The sequence below is a fragment of the Burkholderia sp. PvR073 genome (assembly GCF_054055695.1).
Window position 1 is genome coordinate 430,144 of the sequence record NZ_JBSRXO010000002.1, and the last position, 15,703, is coordinate 445,846.

Here is a 15,703-nt window from a genome sequence, read left to right on the forward strand (position 1 = left end):
GGACGCGACACGCCGCGGACGAGCGGCGCGTCACGGTGCCGGCGGGGGCATGGGGCCACCGCCGGAAAGTGGGTGATGTTCTTCACGTAAAGGAGCGAATCATGGGTGCCTCAGCAGCCGGTAGTACGGGTGGTGCAGACAACACGCAACAAGTCCAGCAGCAGGCGGACGATCTGACCAAGACGCAGCTCGAACTGACGAAGATCAACTTTCAGGTCCAGCAGTCGACCGCGACGTTCGAAACCAGCAATGCAGTAACCGCGCAGGAAGGGACGGCGAACGCCCAGGTTGCGCAACACCTGAGTTCCGCCGGCCGCGCATGACGCCGGTCGCCGGCCGTGCCGCGCGACGCCACATGCCGGGGCCGCCCATGACGGGCGCCCGGTGGGGCGTATGCGTGTGCCGGCCGGCTTATTCAAGGAGGACACGATCATGTCGGTAACAGGCGTAGGCGCGGCGCCGCCGGGCGCGGCCGCGCTCGCGGGGGCCGTGCAGCAGGCGGGCACGGCGTCCGATCCGGCGCAGGTGCGCCAGTTCGATGCGTTGATGCAGCCGGGTGCGGCCGCGGCGTCGCCGTCGGCATCGGGCGTCGCGATGTCGCGCGTGCCGGCCGATGCGGCGCCGGCGGTGCAGATGACGCCCGCGACGCCCGCGCAGGCGAACCATTCGTCGCTCGTCGAGCGGTTGCGCACGTACGGCAACGATCTCGACACGCGGTACGCGAACATCGACAAGCATCGCACCGAGATGCTGACGTCGATGGCGGACAACCGCCGCGATCCGCTGATGACGATGGTGCAGGCGATGGATTTCCAGTGGACGGCGACCACCACGATTTCCGAATACCAGTTGAGCCTGTCGGTCGCGCAGGCGGCGAACGGCTTCACGCACACGGTGCTGAAGACGCAGGAGTGACCGGGATCCGTTCCTGCTCGTGACGGGCTTGCGCCGGCCGCCGGACGGGCCGGGCGCGAGGCATGGGACGACCCTGAGGTGCGTGTGCCTGAAACGGGCCGCGCGCCCTGAGTGGACAAACGATGACGACGATCGATTCGACGCCGCGCGTGCATGCGTGGCGCAGCCGGGCGGCGCGTGCGCTGCTCGCGGGGCTGCTCGCGCTGCTGGCCGGCTGCCAGAAGGAGCTTTACTCCGGCCTGTCGGAGCGCGACGCGAACCAGATGGTCGCCGTGCTCGGCGACGCGGGCATCAGCGCGTCGAAGGACAACGACGCGCGTGACACGTCGGATCGCAATGCGTGGCTCGTGAGCGTCGCCGACGGCGACATGCAGTCGGCGCTGACCGTGCTGCAGGCGAACGGGCTGCCGAAGCCGAGCTATGCGAGCCTCGGCGAGCTGTTCCAGAAGCAGGGGCTCGTCTCGACGCCGGCCGAGGAGCGCGTGCGCTACCTGTACGGCGTGTCCCAGGACCTGTCGCGCACGCTGCAGGACATCGAGGGTGTGGTGGTCGCACGCGTGCAGGTCGTGATTCCGGAAAACGATCCGCTCGCGGACAAGATCAAGCCGTCGTCGGCGGCCGTGTACATCCGCTACCGGCCCGGCGTGGACCTGCGCGCGATGGCGCCGATGGTCAAGGATCTCGTCGCGCACAGCATCGAGGGGCTGCAGTACGACAACGTGTCGCTGTTCCTGCAGCCGGCCGCCGCGCGCGCGACGCGCGTGGACGGTATCGGCAGCGCGGTGTCGGACATCCTGCGGCTGCGCTCGCCGCTGGGCTGGCTGGTGTTCGCGCTGATCCTGCTGACCTGCGCGGTGATCGCGCTGTCGGCCGCACGGCGCGGGATGTTCGGCGCGCGGCTGGCCGGGCTGGTCGGCACGCCGCGCGGCGCGAACGGGGCCGGCGGTGGGTCCGCGCAGTCGGGCGGCGGCAGCCTGCGCACGCCGGATGGCGCGCGCGACGGCGCATGAGCGAGCCCCATGCGCTGCCGCCGGGCGTCACGCCCGACGCCGCGTCGCCGCCGTGGCTGCACCCGATCGCGCCGCCGCCTGCCGGGCGGCGCACGGCGTTTCACGCGCTCGTCTGCGAATTCAACCTGCGGCCCGACCGCTATCTGCACGTGACGCGCGTGCCGGCCGAGTGGCCCGCGCGCTATCGCTCGCCCGACGCGTTCGGCCCGGCCGGCCGCAAGCTGCTTGCACGCCATCTGCTCGACGCGAACGGCGTGGCCGGGCACCACGATTTCGACGTCGCCAATCCGTGCGCGCGGCTCGCGCTGCTGCCCGGTGCGGCGCTCGAGCAGCTCGCGTCGTATGCGGGCCTGCTGCTTCATCGCGGCTGGCTGCGCGATGCGCTGACCGTGCGGCGCATCCGCGCGGAGGTCGCGGCGAAGCTCGGCGGCGATGCGCTGGAGCTCGCGCTCGAGCGCGCGCCGGAATTCGGCGCGCTCGCGGAAACGCTCGAACCGTGGCGTGCCGATCCGGCCGCGTTGCCGGTCGTGATTCGTGCGCGGGGCGGCCGGCTGCTCGCGGATTTCATCGGCGTGACGGGCGACGCGGTCGCGCGGCGCGTGCGCCTGAAATTCAACCGCGCGATCGACGACGAGGCGCCGTACTGGCTGAACCGCGCGCAGCGCGACCAGTTCGGCGAATTGCTGTTCCTGTTTCTGATTCCCGAGAGGCTTGCGTCATGGGACTGGCTTTTCTGATCACGAGCGACAACCTGCAGCTGCTGTCGGAGCGCAAGGTGCTCAAGGAGCGCGAATACGCGGCGCTGCTCGATGCGTCCGCGGTGATCGCGACCGCGCGCGACGAGGCCGCGCGCATCGTCGCCGACGCGCAGCGCGAATTCGACAAGCGCCAGGCGGCCGGCTACGACGAAGGGATGCGTCGCGCCCAGCGCGAGCATGCGGCGCAGACGTATACGCAGGCGCTGGCTGCCGCGCGCACGATGGAGTCGATGAAGGATTCGATGGCCGATATCGTCGTGAAGGCCGTGCGCGCGATCGTCGGCGAGATGGGCACGCAGAAGCTGTACGAGGCCGCGCTCGCGCGGATCGCGCCGCTCGTGCGCGACGAAGCGTTCCTGATCGTGCGGGTAGCGCCTGGCCGGCAGGACGAGATGCGCGACGCGCTCGAGCGCGCGTTCGCCGGCCAGTCGAACCGGCAACGGATCCGCATCGTCGAGGATGCGCAGCTCGAACGTCACGCGTGCACGGTCGAGACGCCGTCCGGACGCATCGACGCGAGCCTCGACCTGCAGATCGACGCGTTGCGCCAGGCGATCCGCCGCGACGCACTGAAGGGCACGACGCGATGAATGGGCCGCTCGACGATCCGCAGCCATTCGGTGACGGTGGCGACGACGATGCCGTGCCGTTCGATCGCGGCCGACTCGTCGGCGACCTCGATGCGGGGCTCGCGTTCTTCTCGCCGGTGTCGGTGCAGGGCCGCGTCAATCATGCGGTCGGACAAATCCTCAACGCGACGGGCATCCGCGCGCGGCTCGGCGAGATCTGCGAGCTGCGCACGCCGAACCAGCCGACGCTGCTTGCCGAAGTGGTCGGTTTCTCGCGGCAGACCACCTTGCTCACGCCGCTCGGCGACGTGGCCGGCCTGTCGCCGGAGACGACCGTCGTGCCGTCGGGGCGCGAGCATGTATTTCCGGTCGGCGAAGCGCTGTTCGGCCGCGTGCTCGACGGGCTCGGCCGGCCGCTCGACGATCGCGGGCCGGTGACGGGCGCCGCGTGGGTATCGACGCAGCAGGACCCACCCAATCCGCTCGCGCGCAAGATGATCGACACGCCGTTTCCGACCGGCGTGCGCGTGATCGACGGCCTGATGACGCTCGGCATCGGCCAGCGTGTCGGCATCTTCGCGCCGTCGGGTGTCGGCAAGAGCACGCTGCTCGGGATGATCGCGCGCGGCGCGCAGGCCGACGTGAACGTGATCGCGCTGGTCGGCGAACGCGGCCGCGAAGTGCGCGAGTTCATCGAGCACAGCCTGTCGCCCGAAGTGCGCGCGCGCTCGATCGTCGTCGTGTCGACGTCCGATCGTCCGGCGATGGAGCGCGTGAAATCCGCGCTGGTCGCGACCGCGATCGCCGAGCATTTCCGCGATGCGGGCAAGCGCGTGCTGCTGCTGGTCGACTCGCTCACGCGCTTCGCGCGCGCGCAGCGCGAGGTCGGCCTCGCGAGCGGCGAGCCGCCGACCCGGCGCAGCTTTCCGCCGTCGACATTCGCCGTGCTGCCGCGCCTGCTCGAACGCGCGGGGCAGGGCGCGACGGGTTCGATCACCGCGCTGTACACGGTGCTCGTCGAAGGCGATGAGGAATCCGATCCGATCGCCGAGGAAGTGCGCTCGATCCTCGACGGCCACATCGTGCTGTCGCGCAAGATCGCGCTCGCGAACCGCTATCCGGCGATCGACGTGCTCGCGAGCCTGTCGCGCGTGATGCCGCTCGTCGCGAGCCGCGCGCATCAGCAATCGGCCGCGCGCGTGCGCGAGCTGATCGCGAAGTATCAGGAAATCGAGCTGCTCGTGCAGATCGGCGAGTATCGCGAAGGTAGCGACCGGCTCGGCGATCTCGCGCTGCGCGCGCGCGATGCGATCGGTGCGTTCTGCGCGCAGGGGTCGCACGAGGACGTGCGCTTCGACGCGCTGCTCGCGAAGCTGACGAAACTCGCGAACGACCATGTCTGAAGCCGACGACCGCCTCGTGCTCGCTACACTCGCACGCCTGAAGCGCGTGCGCGAGATGCGCAGCCAGATCGCGCGCGTCGCGGCCGCGCGCCAGCAGGGCATCGCCGCGCAGAGCCGTCGCGCGCTCGACGCCGCGCAGGCGCAGCTCGCGCAGCAGGTCGCCGCGAAGGCCGCGATCCAGACCCGGCTCGCCGACGACGTGCGCGAGGCGCGCGCGCTGCAGAACGCGGCGGCCGACACGCGCACGTTCGACCGTCATATCGGCGTCGCGAACGCGTCGGTGAGCGAGGCCACGCACGTGCATCGCGATCACGAGGCGGCGCTCGCCGACCTGCAGCGCGCCGCGCGCAAGGCGAAGGCCGCCGAGGACAAGCTCGACAAGGCCGGCGAGAAGGCGCTGCAGGCCCGCGCGGCGCGGGTCGAGCGCGACGCCGACGAAGTCGCGGATGCGCACGCGGTGCGGCGCTTCGCGACGGCCGGCGTGTGGGCGGGCGAGGCGGAGGGCCACGCAGCGGGGCAGCCGGACATGGCCGCCGCGTTCGATGCGCAGATGAGGTCGCGACCGGCGGATGCGGATGCAGACGCAACCGACGCGGCCGACGCAACCGACTCGGTCGATTCGGCCGCCCCCGCCGACGACATCGCACCCACGGCCGCGGAGCGTCGATGCTAGACCACGCGGCGAACTTCAACGACATCGCCGGCACGCTGCGCCCGTTGCTCTACGTGATGCCGCGCCTGCTGCCGATCATGTTCGTCGTGCCGGTGTTCAACGAGCAGATCATCACGGGCCTCGTGCGCAACGGGATCGCGGTCGTGATCGCCGCGTTCGTCGCACCGGTGATCGACCCGGCGCAGGTCGCCGCGCTGCCGTTCCTGATGTGGTGCCTGCTCGTCGCGAAGGAGGCGGTGGTCGGCATGCTGCTCGCGGGCGCGTTCAGCGCGGTGCTGTTCGCGATCCAGGGCGTCGGCTACCTGATCGATTTCCAGACCGGCAGCGGCAGCGCCGCGTTCTTCGATCCGATGGGCGGCCATGAGGGCGGCCCGACGTCGGGATTCCTCAATTTCGTCGCGATCGCGCTGTTCGTGACGGCGGGCGGCCTGCAGGTGCTCGTGCAGCTGTTCGCGCAGTCGTATGCGTGGTGGCCGATCGGCTCGCTCGGCCCGGATTTCTCGTCGATGCTGCAGACTTTCGTCGTGCGGCAGACCGACACGATCTTCGAATGGATGGTGAAGCTCGCCGCGCCGGTGATCATCGTGCTGGTGCTCGTCGAGCTCGGCATCGGCCTGGTCGGGCGCGCGGTGCCGCAGCTGAACATCTTCGTGTTCGCGCAGCCGGTGAAGAGCGCGCTCGCGGTGCTGATGATGGTGCTGTTCCTGCCGGTGGTGTACGCGTCGCTGCATGCGCTGCTCAGCCCCGACAGCGGGTTGATGGCGCTGCTGCGTGCGTTGTTCGCCGCGCACGGCGGCGCGTGACGGCCCGCCGGAGCCGGAGCGACCATGGCCGAAAAGGACCAGAAGCCGACCGCGAAGCGCCTGCGCGAGGCGCGCCAGAAAGGCGATGTGCCGAAGAGCGCGGAGACGATCTCGTCGGCGTTCTTCGTCGGCGTATGCGTCGCGCTCGCGGTGGGGCTCGGCACGCTGTTCGCGCGGCTGCAGGCGCTGTTCCGGCTCGTGTTCGACGCGGCCGGCGCGGCCGACCCGTCCGCGCGGCTCGCGGTGCTGGTCGACGGCGCCGCGCGCGACTGGGCCATGCTGTCCGCGCAGATCGTCGCGGCTGGGTTGCTGGCCGGCCTGCTCGCGGGCTTCGTGCAGGTGGGCGGCGTGATGGCGTGGAGCCGGCTCGTGCCGCAGCTGTCGCGACTCAATCCGGCCGAGGGGCTGAAGAACATGTGGTCGATGCGCAACCTCGTGAACCTCGCGAAGATGCTGCTGAAGACCGTGCTGCTGGCCGCGACGCTCGGCTGGCTGATCGTCGAGTCGCTCGACCCGTCGGTGCAGTCCGGCTTCACGCGGCCGATGTCGATTCTCGCGCTGATCGTGAAGCTGCTGATGCTGCTGTTCGGCTGGGCCGCGCTGATCTATATCGTGATGGCGCTGATCGACATCGTGCACCAGCGGCACGAGTTCAATCAGAAGATGAAGATGTCGATCGAGGAAGTGCGGCGCGAGCACAAGGAAGACGAAGGCGATCCGCATATCGAGGCGAAGCGCCGGCAGCTCGCGCGCGAAGCGCAGTTCTCGTCGCTGCCCGACCGGATCGGCTTCGCGTCGGTGGTCGTCTATTCATCGAGCGTCGCGGTCGCGCTCTACTACGGCGGGATCGGTACGCTGCCGTGGGTGCTCGCGCGCGGCGAGGGCGAGGCGGCCGAACGGATCGTGCGGCTCGCGCGCGACGCGTTGCGTCCGACGCTCGCGAACGCCGGCCTCGCGCAGGCGCTGTACGAGAGCACGCCTGAAAAGGGCACGATCCAGCAGCAGCATTTCCGCGAGGTCGCGCAGTTGCTGAAGTGGGCGACAGGCGCTGCCTGACGGGGGCGAGGTATCGGGGCCGGAACGCTGGCCTGCGTGTGGCCGGCGCGCTTCGCCGCGATGCGGGCCTATTTCCCGGGCGGCCTGCCGCGCCCACGGCGCTTGACGCCGTTTTTTTTCCGGGCTTGGCTGACATTCACCCATGAATTATTGCTGATTTATTTCTTCGTAATATGGCTCGACCGTCAGTGGGACGGCGGGCCGCGAAGTCGCGCCGCCGCTGATGGGACAGGTCAACAGGGGCAGACAAATCAAATGTGCGGAATCGACGGCTTTTTGAATAGCGTCGCCTTCGATGAGGAGACAGCGCGCGGCACGCTCGCGCGAATGACGACGAGCCTCGCGCATCGCGGGCCGGACGGGCAGGGCCTCTGGGTCGACCCGGAAGCCGGTATCGCGCTCGGCCACCGGCGGCTGGCGATCGTCGATCTGTCGGTCCATGGCCGGCAGCCGATGGCATCCGCGTGCGGCCGCTACGTCATGGTCTTCAACGGCGAAATCTACAACCATCGCGAGTTGCGCGCGGAGCTCGAGCGCGCGGGTCGCGCACCGGCGTGGCGCGGCCACTCCGACAGCGAGGTGCTGATCGCGGCGATCGTCGCGTGGGGCGTCGAGGCGACGCTGCGGCGCGCGACCGGCATGTTCGCGTTCGCGCTGTGGAATCGCGCGTCGCGGGTGCTGACGCTCGCGCGCGACCGGATCGGCGAGAAGCCGCTCTACTACGGCCGGATCGGCGACGCACTGGTGTTCGCGTCGGAGTTGAAGGCGCTGCGCAGCTATCCGGGCTTCGACGGCACGATCGATCGCGACGCGCTGTGCCTGTATCTGCGCCAGTCGAGCGTGCCCGCGCCGCATACGATCTATCGCGGCATCAGCAAGCTGCCGCCGGGCACCTTCATCCAGTTCGAGCATGCGCGCGACACGTCGCCCGCGCGCGCGTACTGGACGCTCGAGCAGGCGATCGAGGCGGGCCGCGAGCGGCCGTTCGAGGGCAATGCCGACGAGGCCGTCGGGCAGCTCGACGCGATCCTGCGTCAGGCCGTCGCGCGGCAGATGGAAGCCGACGTGCCGCTCGGCGCGTTCCTGTCGGGCGGCGTCGATTCGTCGGCGATCATCGCGCTGATGCAGGCGCAGTCGACGAAACCCGTCGACACGTTCACGATCGGCTTTCACGAGGCCGGCTACGACGAAGCCGGCTATGCGAAGGCGGTCGCGCGCCATCTCGGCACGCGGCATACCGAGCTCTACGTGACGGCCGACCATGCACTCGGCGTCGTGCCGAAACTGCCGACGATCTACGACGAGCCGTTCGCCGATGCGTCGCAGATCCCGACCTTCCTCGTGTCGGAGCTGACGCGCCGGCACGTGAAGGTGAGCCTGTCCGGCGACGGTGGCGACGAGCTGTTCGGCGGCTATACGCGCTACTTCCTGACGCCGCGCCTGTGGCGCAAGCTGCATCGCGTGCCGGCGGCGGTGCGCGCGCGGATCGCGGCCGCGCTGCACGCGCTGCGCCCCGATCATGCGGACCAGCTCGCGGCGGTCGCGCAGGGCGCATGGAGCGGCGTGGAAGCGCGTGAATCGGCGTCCCGCATCGGCGACCGGCTGCACAAGCTCGGCCATGTGATGACGGCCGAGAGCCGCATCGGGCTGTACCGGCTGCTGATGTCGTCGGTGCATCATCCGGAGCGCATCGCGCTCGCCGGGCAGGAGCCGCCGACGCCGCTCGATACCGTCTCCGCATGGCCCGCGCACCTGAGCTTCGCCGAGCAGGCGATGGCGATCGACACGCTCACGTACCTGCCGACCGACATTCTCGCGAAGGTCGACCGCGCGGCGATGGCGGTGAGCCTCGAGACGCGCATGCCGTTCCTCGATCATCACGTCGTCGAATTCGCGTGGCGCGTGCCCGCGTCGGTGCGCTTGCCGGAAGGGCAGTCGAAGGCGCTGCTGCGCCGGCTGCTGGACCAGTACGTGCCGTCGTCGCTGATCGACCGGCCGAAGCAGGGTTTCTGCGCGCCCGTCGATCATTGGCTGCGCGGCGCATTGCGCGACTGGGCCGACGCGCTGCTGCAGCCGTCGCGGCTGCGCGACGAGGGCTTCTTCGATGCGCAGGCGGTCGAGCGGCTGTGGCGGCAGCACCAGTCGGGCCGGATGAACTGGCAGCACCAGCTGTGGACCGTGCTGATGTTCCAGGCGTGGCTTCAGGCCCAGCGCGCCACATGATGCGCGATGACGCGGCGTGCCGCGTCATGTCCTGCGCGTTACGCGGGTGTCACGCCGGTGTCGTGTCGCCGCTCACTGATCGAGACACCGCACGCACAGCCGCCTCGCCTGGCTTGCCGACAACCCGCGGCACATCATCACGACCGGGCGCGCATGGCACGACGGCGCGTCGGCCGATGCCGCGGGCGACGCAAGCCGGCGCGCGCGTTCGGGCGGCGTGGTGGCGGCCGCGTCCATGCGTCGCTGCCGCGCCGGCGGCGGCACGTCGCGCACCACGGGAATCGGCTCGACGCCGCCTTCGCGCGCATTGCGCTGCGCGCTCGCGACGACCCGGCTCACATAGCCGCTCGAGAAACCGGTCGTGAAGTTGCCGCTGTAGTAGCACGACAGCGCCGCGCGCAACGCGGCTTGCGCAGGGCGGCCGGTGTTCGACGAACGCGCGAAGCATTCGGTCAGGATCGCGCCGCCCGCACGCAGGTTGCGGCACGGCTCGAACATCGTCGTGTCGTCGAGGCCGTATTTCGCGAAATTGCGCTCGTTCACCTGCGCGAGGCCGACGCTGTAGCTGAAGCCGCGCGCGGCCAGCTCGCTCGCGGTCGCACGCGCCTCGTCGAGCGACGCGGGCTGACGCGTCAGATGGCCGCCGACCACGCCGATCGCATACGGATTGAAACCGGACTCGGTGCGCACCAGCGCGGCGAGCGTGTCGGGGTCGATGTTCGGCGCGCAGGCGCGCGCGAGCTGCGCGAAGCCTGCGGCGCTACCGGCCGCGTGCGCGTTGCGCGGCTGCAGGCCCGCCCATGCGAGCGCCAGTGTGAGCGTCGTGACCAGCGCGCACAGGCTCGCAACGGCGGAGCGCGGGCCGCGCGTGTTCATCCCGCCCCCGCCACGCGGTACGACATCACGAGCCCGTGCACGAGCAGCGACCAGCCGTCGAGCGCGACGAACAGCAGCAGCTTGAACGGCACCGAGATCGTCGTCGGCGAGATCATCTGCATCCCGAGCGCGAGCAGGATGTTCGCGACCAGCAGGTCGACGACGATGAACACGATATAGATCACGAAGCCGATCTGGAACGCCTTGGTCAGCTCGGCGAGCGTGAAGCTCGGCACCAGCACGAGCAGGTCGTCGTCCTTGATGCCGTCCGCGCGATTCTTCGGCCAGACCGACGTCGCGGTGCGCACGAAGAATTCGCGGTCGCGCTGCCGCGTATGCGACACCAGGAAATCCTTGATCGGCGGCAGCGCGGCATCGGCGAGTACGCCGATATCGGCGGTCGACAGTTGCCCCGCTGCATCGAAGTGGCGAGACTGCAGCGCGTCGCGGATCGACATCCCGACCGGCGCCATGATGAACAGCGACAGGATCAGCGCGATGCCGTTCAGCACGAGGTTCGGCGGTACCTGCTGGATGCCGAGTGCGGAGCGCAGCAGGCCGAGCACGACCACGAGCTTCGTATAGCTCGTCACCATCAGCGCCGCGAACGGCGCGATGCCGAGCGCGGCGATCACCGCGATCAGCGCGACCGGATTCGGCAGGTTGCCCATCGTTCAGCGCTCGCGCGGCGCGGGCTGCGTCAGCGTGACGACGCGCACGCCGAGCTTCTGGCCGACCGCGATCAACTGGCCGGTGCCGATCAGCATCCCGTTCGCGACGAGATGGATCACGCTCTGGTTGATCCCTTGCTGCAGCTCGATCACCGCGCCGGGCTGCAGCGCGCCGAGTTCGCCGAGCGGGATCGACGTGGGCGGCAACTCGAAACGCAGGTCGACCGCGAGGCCGTCGAGCGAGCGCGGCGCATCGTCCGTCGACGCATCGTGTGTGGCCGCGGACGGGGTGTCGGTGCGGGTCGGTTCCAAAGGCATCTCCCTGATTCGTTCGACGGTCAGCCGGTTGCCCGACGGCCGTCCGGTGATCTCCCACGCCGGCGCGGCCGGCACCCGCGCGACGCACAGCAGGTTCTGCTCGTGCGCACGCCAGTGCTCGATCGCGATGATGTCGCCGCCGACGACGTCGGCCAGCTCGGCCATCGTCAACTCGGTCCGGCCGATCTCGAACACCAGCGGCACCGGCAGGCTCGCATACGCGGCGCGCGTATCGGCTCGCGTGGCCGCCGGCGTCGCGAAGAACACCGCAAGCGCGTCCGGCGCATCGAACAGCAGGGCGCCATGGCAGCGCCACGCGCCGTCGGCGCGACGCAACTCGAAGCGCAGCGCGGCCGGCGCGGTGCGCCACGCGGGCACGCTCGCGGGCGGCGGCAGCAATTCCACGCGCTGCCGCGTCGCGGCCTGCAGCACGGCGGCAAGCGGCGCGGCGAGGTCGGCGAGCAGCGCCGCGCGGATCACGGCCGGCACGGCCGGGTCGGCCGCGTCGCCGAGCCACTCGTTTTCCGCGACCGGATCGATCCACAGCGTGCCGGCGGCCGGGCCGATGACGAAGCGGTACGCATGGGCGTCGGCGGCCGGTTCGGCGTCGACGCGCCAGCGCACCTCGTAGGCGTGTTCGCCGAGCATGACCGGAACCGCGGCCGTCGCGCCGTACGCATGCGACAGCCCGCGCGCGGCGGCGGCGGACACGCGCGGCAGATAGGGCGACGCGTCGAGCGCGACCGCGGCGATGGCCGGGGTGGCGGCGGCGGGCGGAGCCCGGTTCGCGGCGTCGCCGGCGTCGGCATTCGTCAGGGACAGCGCAGGCACGGCGGGATCAGGGCGGATTCGGCGTTGGTTCGACGGGTTGTTGTGGCCGGCGGCGCCGGGGCGCGCGGCTGCTGCGTCGATTGTAGGGACGGCGCCGGCCGTGTGCCGCGCCGGAATCCGTAGTCGCATGTGTGCGGGGGCCGCGCGGGCGGCGGCGAGCTACGAAGCCTGTTGCGCGGCGGCGTGGCCGCGCGCGGCGTCGCCCGCGCAAATGCGGCCGCCGCCCGGAGGCGGCGGTCGTGTCGTATCGAGGCGAGGTGCGGCAGGCGTGCCGGGCCGCGAGGCGCTGCATGCCGCACGCGCGGCGCGCAACGGGAGCCTTGCCGGCGCGCCGCGCGATGGCGGCGCGCGGGTGAGCCGCTACGCGTTACGCGTAGTCGGCGGCCAGCGCCGACTGCGGCGCGGCGCGCAGGATCGGCGCCGCGTCGTGGCGCTCGACGTGCGTCATGGCCGCGCCGAACAGCACCAGCCGATAGCCGACCGCATAGATCGGGATGATCCGCAGGTTCTTGTCGTGATCGAGCTGCAGCTTTGAACGGATGCGCGAGATATGGGTGTCGAGCGTGCGCGACGACACGCCGAGCTCGCGGCCCCAGACCGCTTCCTGGATCGCCTGCCGCGGCACGATCTTGTTCATGTTGTCGAGCAGGAATTCGACGACATCGAATTCGCGCGGCGTGACGTCGACGATTTTGTTGTCGATTTCTATCGTGCGGCGCACGAAGTTGATTTTTATGTTGTCGATGTACAGGTATTTGCAATCCATGGTGGCCCTCGCATGTCCGTAAAGGAGTGTTTGCGGGTCATGTACCGCAACTTCCGGGCCAGGGAGGGTGTGTGGGGCAACGACGGAGGGTGGGAGCGGGGCGGGCGGCCCGCCAGCGTTGAATCTAAAAGAATTTTTAACGTGGGCCGCGCGGCGGGCTGCGGAAGGGTCCGAGCAACATTGAAGGATTGTTACGTAGCATCGATCGGGAACGTTACGGGCGTTACGGGCGGCGTAACGTGGGGACGAGCCGATGACGAGGTCGCCGCAGTGCCGTCTCGGCCTGCGCCAAGTTCGGCCAAATAAACCCGACGTGGAACCCTACATTCCACCCGACTCCATGAAATGGAAATCGCATATGAATCATGGATATAAGTCGACATGACTGGCGACTCCAAACCCTACATTCAACCCTACATCAAACCCGACTCGCACCGCGGCGAGCTTTCCTTCGGGTTGCTGCTTGCGGCACTTCGATTTCTGTTCCCGAAGCTTTGGCCGGAAGTCGAACAGGAATGAGCGATCCGTGGCGATCGCGTCGCGGGCGGCGGGCGGCAGCGCGGCACAAAAAACCGGCCGCGCGACGTTCCCGTCACACGGCCGGCGTTTCACCTACCCGTCAAGCCTTCGCGTTATCGCCCGAATCGAACGGCAGCACGTAATGCCGCTTGCCGGTCGCCGCGAAGATCGCGTTGGCGACCGCTGGCCCGATCGGCGCGACACCCGGCTCGCCGACGCCGGTCGGCGCCTCCGCCGACGGCACGATATGCACCTCGACCTTCGGCATCTCCGCCATCCGCAGCACGTGGTAGCCGTCGAAGTTGCGCTGCTCGACGTGGCCGTCCTTCAGCGTGATCGCGCTGTGCAGCGCCGCGCCGAGCCCGAAGCCGATGCCGCCTTCCATCTGCGCGGCGACGATGTCCGGGTTGATCGCGATCCCGCAGTCGACCGCGCACACCACGCGCTCGACCTTCACCTTGCCGTCGGCGTCCACCGACACCTCGGCCACCTGCGCGACATAGCTCTTGAACGCCTCGGCCACCGCGATCCCGCGCCCGCGGCCCTTCGGCAGCGGTTTCGCCGGATCCCAGCCGGCCTTCTGCGCGGCCAGCTCGAGCACGGCGCGCATTCGCGGCTCCTTCGCGAGCAGGTCGCGGCGGAACAGGTACGGATCCTTGCCCGCCGCGTGTGCGGCTTCATCGACGAACGCCTCGACCGCATACGCGGTGTGCGAGCTGCCGACCACGCGCCACCACAGCACGGGCAGGCCGACCTTGGTGGTGGTGAGTTCGACCGACACGTTCGGCACCGCGTACGGCAGGTTCGCCGCGCCCTCGACCGACGTCGCGTCGATCCCGTTCTTCACCATGAACGCCTCGAACGGCGTGCCGGCGAGGATCGACTGGCCAACGATCCGGTGGCGCCAGCCGACCAGCTTGCCGTCGGCGCTCAGCCCCGCATCGAGCTTGTGGAAGTACATCGGGCGATAGAAGCCGCCCTGGATGTCGTCCTCGCGCGTCCACTGCAGCTTGACCGGCTTGCCGTCCGCGCCGAGCGCCTTCGCGATCGACACGGCCTCGACCACGTAGTCCGACCACGCGTTCGCGCGCCGGCCGAAGCTGCCGCCCGCGTACAGCGTGTGGATCCGCACCTGCTCGGGCTTCAGGCCCGCGACCTTGGCGGCATTGCCCTGGTCGACCGTCTGGAACTGGTCGCCGGCCCAGATCTCGCAGCTGTTCGCCGTCAGCTTGACGACCGCATCGAGCGGCTCCATCGGCGCATGGGCGAGATACGGGAACTCGTAGGTCGCGCTGATCTTGCGCGCGGCGCCCGCGATCGCCGCGTCGGCATCGCCGTCCTTGCGCGCCGACGTGCCGGGCTTGCTGGCGAGCTGCCGGTATTCGCGCATGATCTCGTCCGAGCCGCGCTTCTCGGCGTTCGCTTCGTCCCAATTGACCTTCAGCGCGTCGCGGCCCTGTTTCGCGGCCCAGAAGCCGGTCGCGACGACCGCGACACCGCCCGGCACCTGCACGACCGATACCACGCCCGGCACGGCCTTCGCGGCCGTCGCGTCGAACGACTTGACGGTCGCGCCGAAACGCGGCGGGCGCTGCAGCAGCGCGACGCGCATGCCGGGGAAGGTGGTGTCGAGCGTGAATTGCGCGGTGCCGTTCGATTTGGCCGACGCGTCGACGCGCGGAATGCGATGGCCGATCAGCTTGAAGTCGGCCGGCTGCTTCAGCGTGACCTTGTCGGGTACCGGCAGTTTCGACGCGTCGGCGACCAGCGCGCCGTACGTGGCCGTCTTGCCGCTCTTAGCATGCGTGACGACGCCGTTGGCGGTGGTCAGCTCGCCGGCCGGCACCTTCCAGCGGGCCGCGGCGGCCGACACGAGCATGGCGCGCGCCTTGCCGCCCGCTTCGCGCAACTGCTGCCACGAGTTCGACATGGCCGAGCTGCCGCCCGTGCCCTGCATCGTGCCGAACGCGAGGTTCGCATAGCGCTTCGCATCGGCCGGCGCGCTTTCGACGCGCACGCTCGACCAGTCGGCGTCGAGCTCCTCGGCGACGATCGTCGCGATGCCCGTGTACGCGCCCTGGCCCATTTCGACGTGCTTGGCGATCACGGTGACCTTGCCGTCGGGCGTGATGCGCAGGAATGCGTTCGGCGCGAAGTCGGCGGCGGGCGCCGTCGCGGCGAGCGCGCGGCGGCCGAGGCCGGCCCATTCGAAGCCGATCGTCAGGCTGACGGCGGCCGCGGCGCCCGCGGCCTTCAGGAACGTGCGGCGCGACGGTCGCACCGAATCGGGGTTGTCGAGTTCGATCGTCATG

At 70.0% G+C, this 15,703-nt stretch carries 16 protein-coding genes; 11 read left to right on the forward strand and 5 right to left on the reverse strand.

Annotation, left to right across the window (positions count from 1 at the left end; all coding sequences use genetic code 11):
* Nucleotides 1-101: 101 nt before the first annotated feature.
* The 10 genes from ACVK00_RS09110 (at nt 102) to asnB (ending at nt 9,410) form a co-directional block, all read left to right on the forward strand.
* Nucleotides 102-323: a hypothetical protein gene (locus ACVK00_RS09110; protein WP_012366493.1), complete on the forward strand. Its 222-nt coding sequence runs from the start codon at nt 102-104 to the stop codon at nt 321-323.
* A 109-nt stretch (nt 324-432) separates the two neighbouring features.
* A complete protein-coding gene (locus ACVK00_RS09115; RefSeq protein WP_284895379.1) occupies nt 433-915 on the forward strand; it encodes a hypothetical protein in 483 nt (160 codons plus the stop codon).
* 122 nt (nt 916-1,037) lie between these two features.
* Nucleotides 1,038-1,925, forward strand: a complete 888-nt coding sequence (sctJ, locus tag ACVK00_RS09120; RefSeq protein ID WP_284895378.1) for a type III secretion system inner membrane ring lipoprotein SctJ — start codon at nt 1,038-1,040, stop codon at nt 1,923-1,925.
* Entirely contained in the window at nt 1,922-2,662 is a 741-nt protein-coding gene (locus ACVK00_RS09125) for a SctK family type III secretion system sorting platform protein (RefSeq protein ID WP_284895377.1), read from the forward strand. The genes sctJ and ACVK00_RS09125 overlap by 4 nt, the downstream gene beginning before the upstream one ends.
* Nucleotides 2,644-3,273: a type III secretion system stator protein SctL gene (gene sctL, locus ACVK00_RS09130; RefSeq protein WP_006762149.1), complete on the forward strand. Its 630-nt coding sequence runs from the start codon at nt 2,644-2,646 to the stop codon at nt 3,271-3,273. Before ACVK00_RS09125 ends, sctL begins: the two co-directional genes overlap by 19 nt.
* Nucleotides 3,270-4,655, forward strand: coding sequence for a type III secretion system ATPase SctN (gene sctN / locus ACVK00_RS09135; RefSeq protein ID WP_228908147.1), 1,386 nt, complete (start codon nt 3,270-3,272; stop codon nt 4,653-4,655). Before sctL ends, sctN begins: the two co-directional genes overlap by 4 nt.
* Nucleotides 4,648-5,328, forward strand: a complete 681-nt coding sequence (locus ACVK00_RS09140; RefSeq protein WP_284895376.1) for a hypothetical protein — start codon at nt 4,648-4,650, stop codon at nt 5,326-5,328. The genes sctN and ACVK00_RS09140 overlap by 8 nt, the downstream gene beginning before the upstream one ends.
* Nucleotides 5,322-6,131, forward strand: coding sequence for a type III secretion system export apparatus subunit SctT (gene sctT / locus ACVK00_RS09145; protein WP_175654482.1), 810 nt, complete (start codon nt 5,322-5,324; stop codon nt 6,129-6,131). The genes ACVK00_RS09140 and sctT overlap by 7 nt, the downstream gene beginning before the upstream one ends.
* Before the next feature lie 24 nt (nt 6,132-6,155).
* Nucleotides 6,156-7,187 carry an EscU/YscU/HrcU family type III secretion system export apparatus switch protein gene (locus ACVK00_RS09150; RefSeq protein ID WP_284895375.1) on the forward strand — a complete coding sequence of 344 codons (1,032 nt, stop codon included), beginning with the start codon at nt 6,156-6,158 and terminating at the stop codon, nt 7,185-7,187.
* A gap of 255 nt (nt 7,188-7,442) precedes the next feature.
* The gene (gene asnB, locus ACVK00_RS09155) at nt 7,443-9,410 is read left to right on the forward strand and encodes an asparagine synthase (glutamine-hydrolyzing) (protein WP_354123273.1); all 1,968 of its coding nucleotides are present in this window, start codon (nt 7,443-7,445) and stop codon (nt 9,408-9,410) included.
* Nucleotides 9,411-9,482: 72 nt separating this feature from the next.
* Here asnB and ACVK00_RS09160 read toward each other — a convergent pair whose 3' ends face one another.
* The 4 genes from ACVK00_RS09160 to ACVK00_RS09175 form a co-directional block, all read right to left on the reverse strand.
* On the reverse strand, nt 9,483-10,286 hold the full coding sequence (locus tag ACVK00_RS09160) for a lytic transglycosylase domain-containing protein (protein WP_284895373.1): 804 nt from the start codon (nt 10,284-10,286) through the stop codon (nt 9,483-9,485).
* A complete protein-coding gene (sctR, locus tag ACVK00_RS09165; protein WP_166726763.1) occupies nt 10,283-10,957 on the reverse strand; it encodes a type III secretion system export apparatus subunit SctR in 675 nt (224 codons plus the stop codon). Before sctR ends, ACVK00_RS09160 begins: the two co-directional genes overlap by 4 nt.
* Nucleotides 10,958-10,960: 3 nt before the next feature.
* Nucleotides 10,961-12,106, reverse strand: coding sequence for a type III secretion system cytoplasmic ring protein SctQ (gene sctQ, locus ACVK00_RS09170; RefSeq protein WP_284895372.1), 1,146 nt, complete (start codon nt 12,104-12,106; stop codon nt 10,961-10,963).
* A gap of 367 nt (nt 12,107-12,473) precedes the next feature.
* Complete coding sequence (locus ACVK00_RS09175) at nt 12,474-12,872, reverse strand: winged helix-turn-helix domain-containing protein (protein ID WP_006754334.1); 399 nt, start codon at nt 12,870-12,872, stop codon at nt 12,474-12,476.
* A 381-nt stretch (nt 12,873-13,253) separates the two neighbouring features.
* Here ACVK00_RS09175 and ACVK00_RS09180 point away from each other — a divergent pair, with 381 nt between their 5' ends.
* A complete protein-coding gene (locus ACVK00_RS09180) occupies nt 13,254-13,391 on the forward strand; it encodes a hypothetical protein (RefSeq protein ID WP_284895371.1) in 138 nt (45 codons plus the stop codon).
* Nucleotides 13,392-13,491: 100 nt separating this feature from the next.
* Here the strand turns inward: ACVK00_RS09180 and ACVK00_RS09185 are convergent, their stop codons facing one another.
* Complete coding sequence (locus ACVK00_RS09185) at nt 13,492-15,702, reverse strand: xanthine dehydrogenase family protein molybdopterin-binding subunit (protein WP_284895370.1); 2,211 nt, start codon at nt 15,700-15,702, stop codon at nt 13,492-13,494.
* Nucleotide 15,703: the final 1 nt, after the last annotated feature.

Excerpts from the sequence above, each read along its gene's own strand:
- ACVK00_RS09110 (WP_012366493.1), top strand. The coding sequence starts at position 102 with ATGGGTGCCTCAGCAGCCGGTAGTACGGGTGGTGCAGACAACACGCAA.
- ACVK00_RS09115 (WP_284895379.1), top strand. The coding sequence starts at position 433 with ATGTCGGTAACAGGCGTAGGCGCGGCGCCGCCGGGCGCGGCCGCGCTC.
- sctJ (WP_284895378.1), top strand. The coding sequence starts at position 1,038 with ATGACGACGATCGATTCGACGCCGCGCGTGCATGCGTGGCGCAGCCGG.
- ACVK00_RS09125 (WP_284895377.1), top strand. The coding sequence starts at position 1,922 with ATGAGCGAGCCCCATGCGCTGCCGCCGGGCGTCACGCCCGACGCCGCG.
- sctL (WP_006762149.1), top strand. The coding sequence starts at position 2,644 with ATGGGACTGGCTTTTCTGATCACGAGCGACAACCTGCAGCTGCTGTCG.
- sctN (WP_228908147.1), top strand. The coding sequence starts at position 3,270 with ATGAATGGGCCGCTCGACGATCCGCAGCCATTCGGTGACGGTGGCGAC.
- ACVK00_RS09140 (WP_284895376.1), top strand. The coding sequence starts at position 4,648 with ATGTCTGAAGCCGACGACCGCCTCGTGCTCGCTACACTCGCACGCCTG.
- sctT (WP_175654482.1), top strand. The coding sequence starts at position 5,322 with ATGCTAGACCACGCGGCGAACTTCAACGACATCGCCGGCACGCTGCGC.
- ACVK00_RS09150 (WP_284895375.1), top strand. The coding sequence starts at position 6,156 with ATGGCCGAAAAGGACCAGAAGCCGACCGCGAAGCGCCTGCGCGAGGCG.
- asnB (WP_354123273.1), top strand. The coding sequence starts at position 7,443 with ATGTGCGGAATCGACGGCTTTTTGAATAGCGTCGCCTTCGATGAGGAG.
- ACVK00_RS09160 (WP_284895373.1), bottom strand. The coding sequence starts at position 10,286 with ATGAACACGCGCGGCCCGCGCTCCGCCGTTGCGAGCCTGTGCGCGCTG.
- sctR (WP_166726763.1), bottom strand. The coding sequence starts at position 10,957 with ATGGGCAACCTGCCGAATCCGGTCGCGCTGATCGCGGTGATCGCCGCG.
- ACVK00_RS09175 (WP_006754334.1), bottom strand. The coding sequence starts at position 12,872 with ATGGATTGCAAATACCTGTACATCGACAACATAAAAATCAACTTCGTG.
- ACVK00_RS09180 (WP_284895371.1), top strand. The coding sequence starts at position 13,254 with ATGACTGGCGACTCCAAACCCTACATTCAACCCTACATCAAACCCGAC.
- ACVK00_RS09185 (WP_284895370.1), bottom strand. The coding sequence starts at position 15,702 with ATGACGATCGAACTCGACAACCCCGATTCGGTGCGACCGTCGCGCCGC.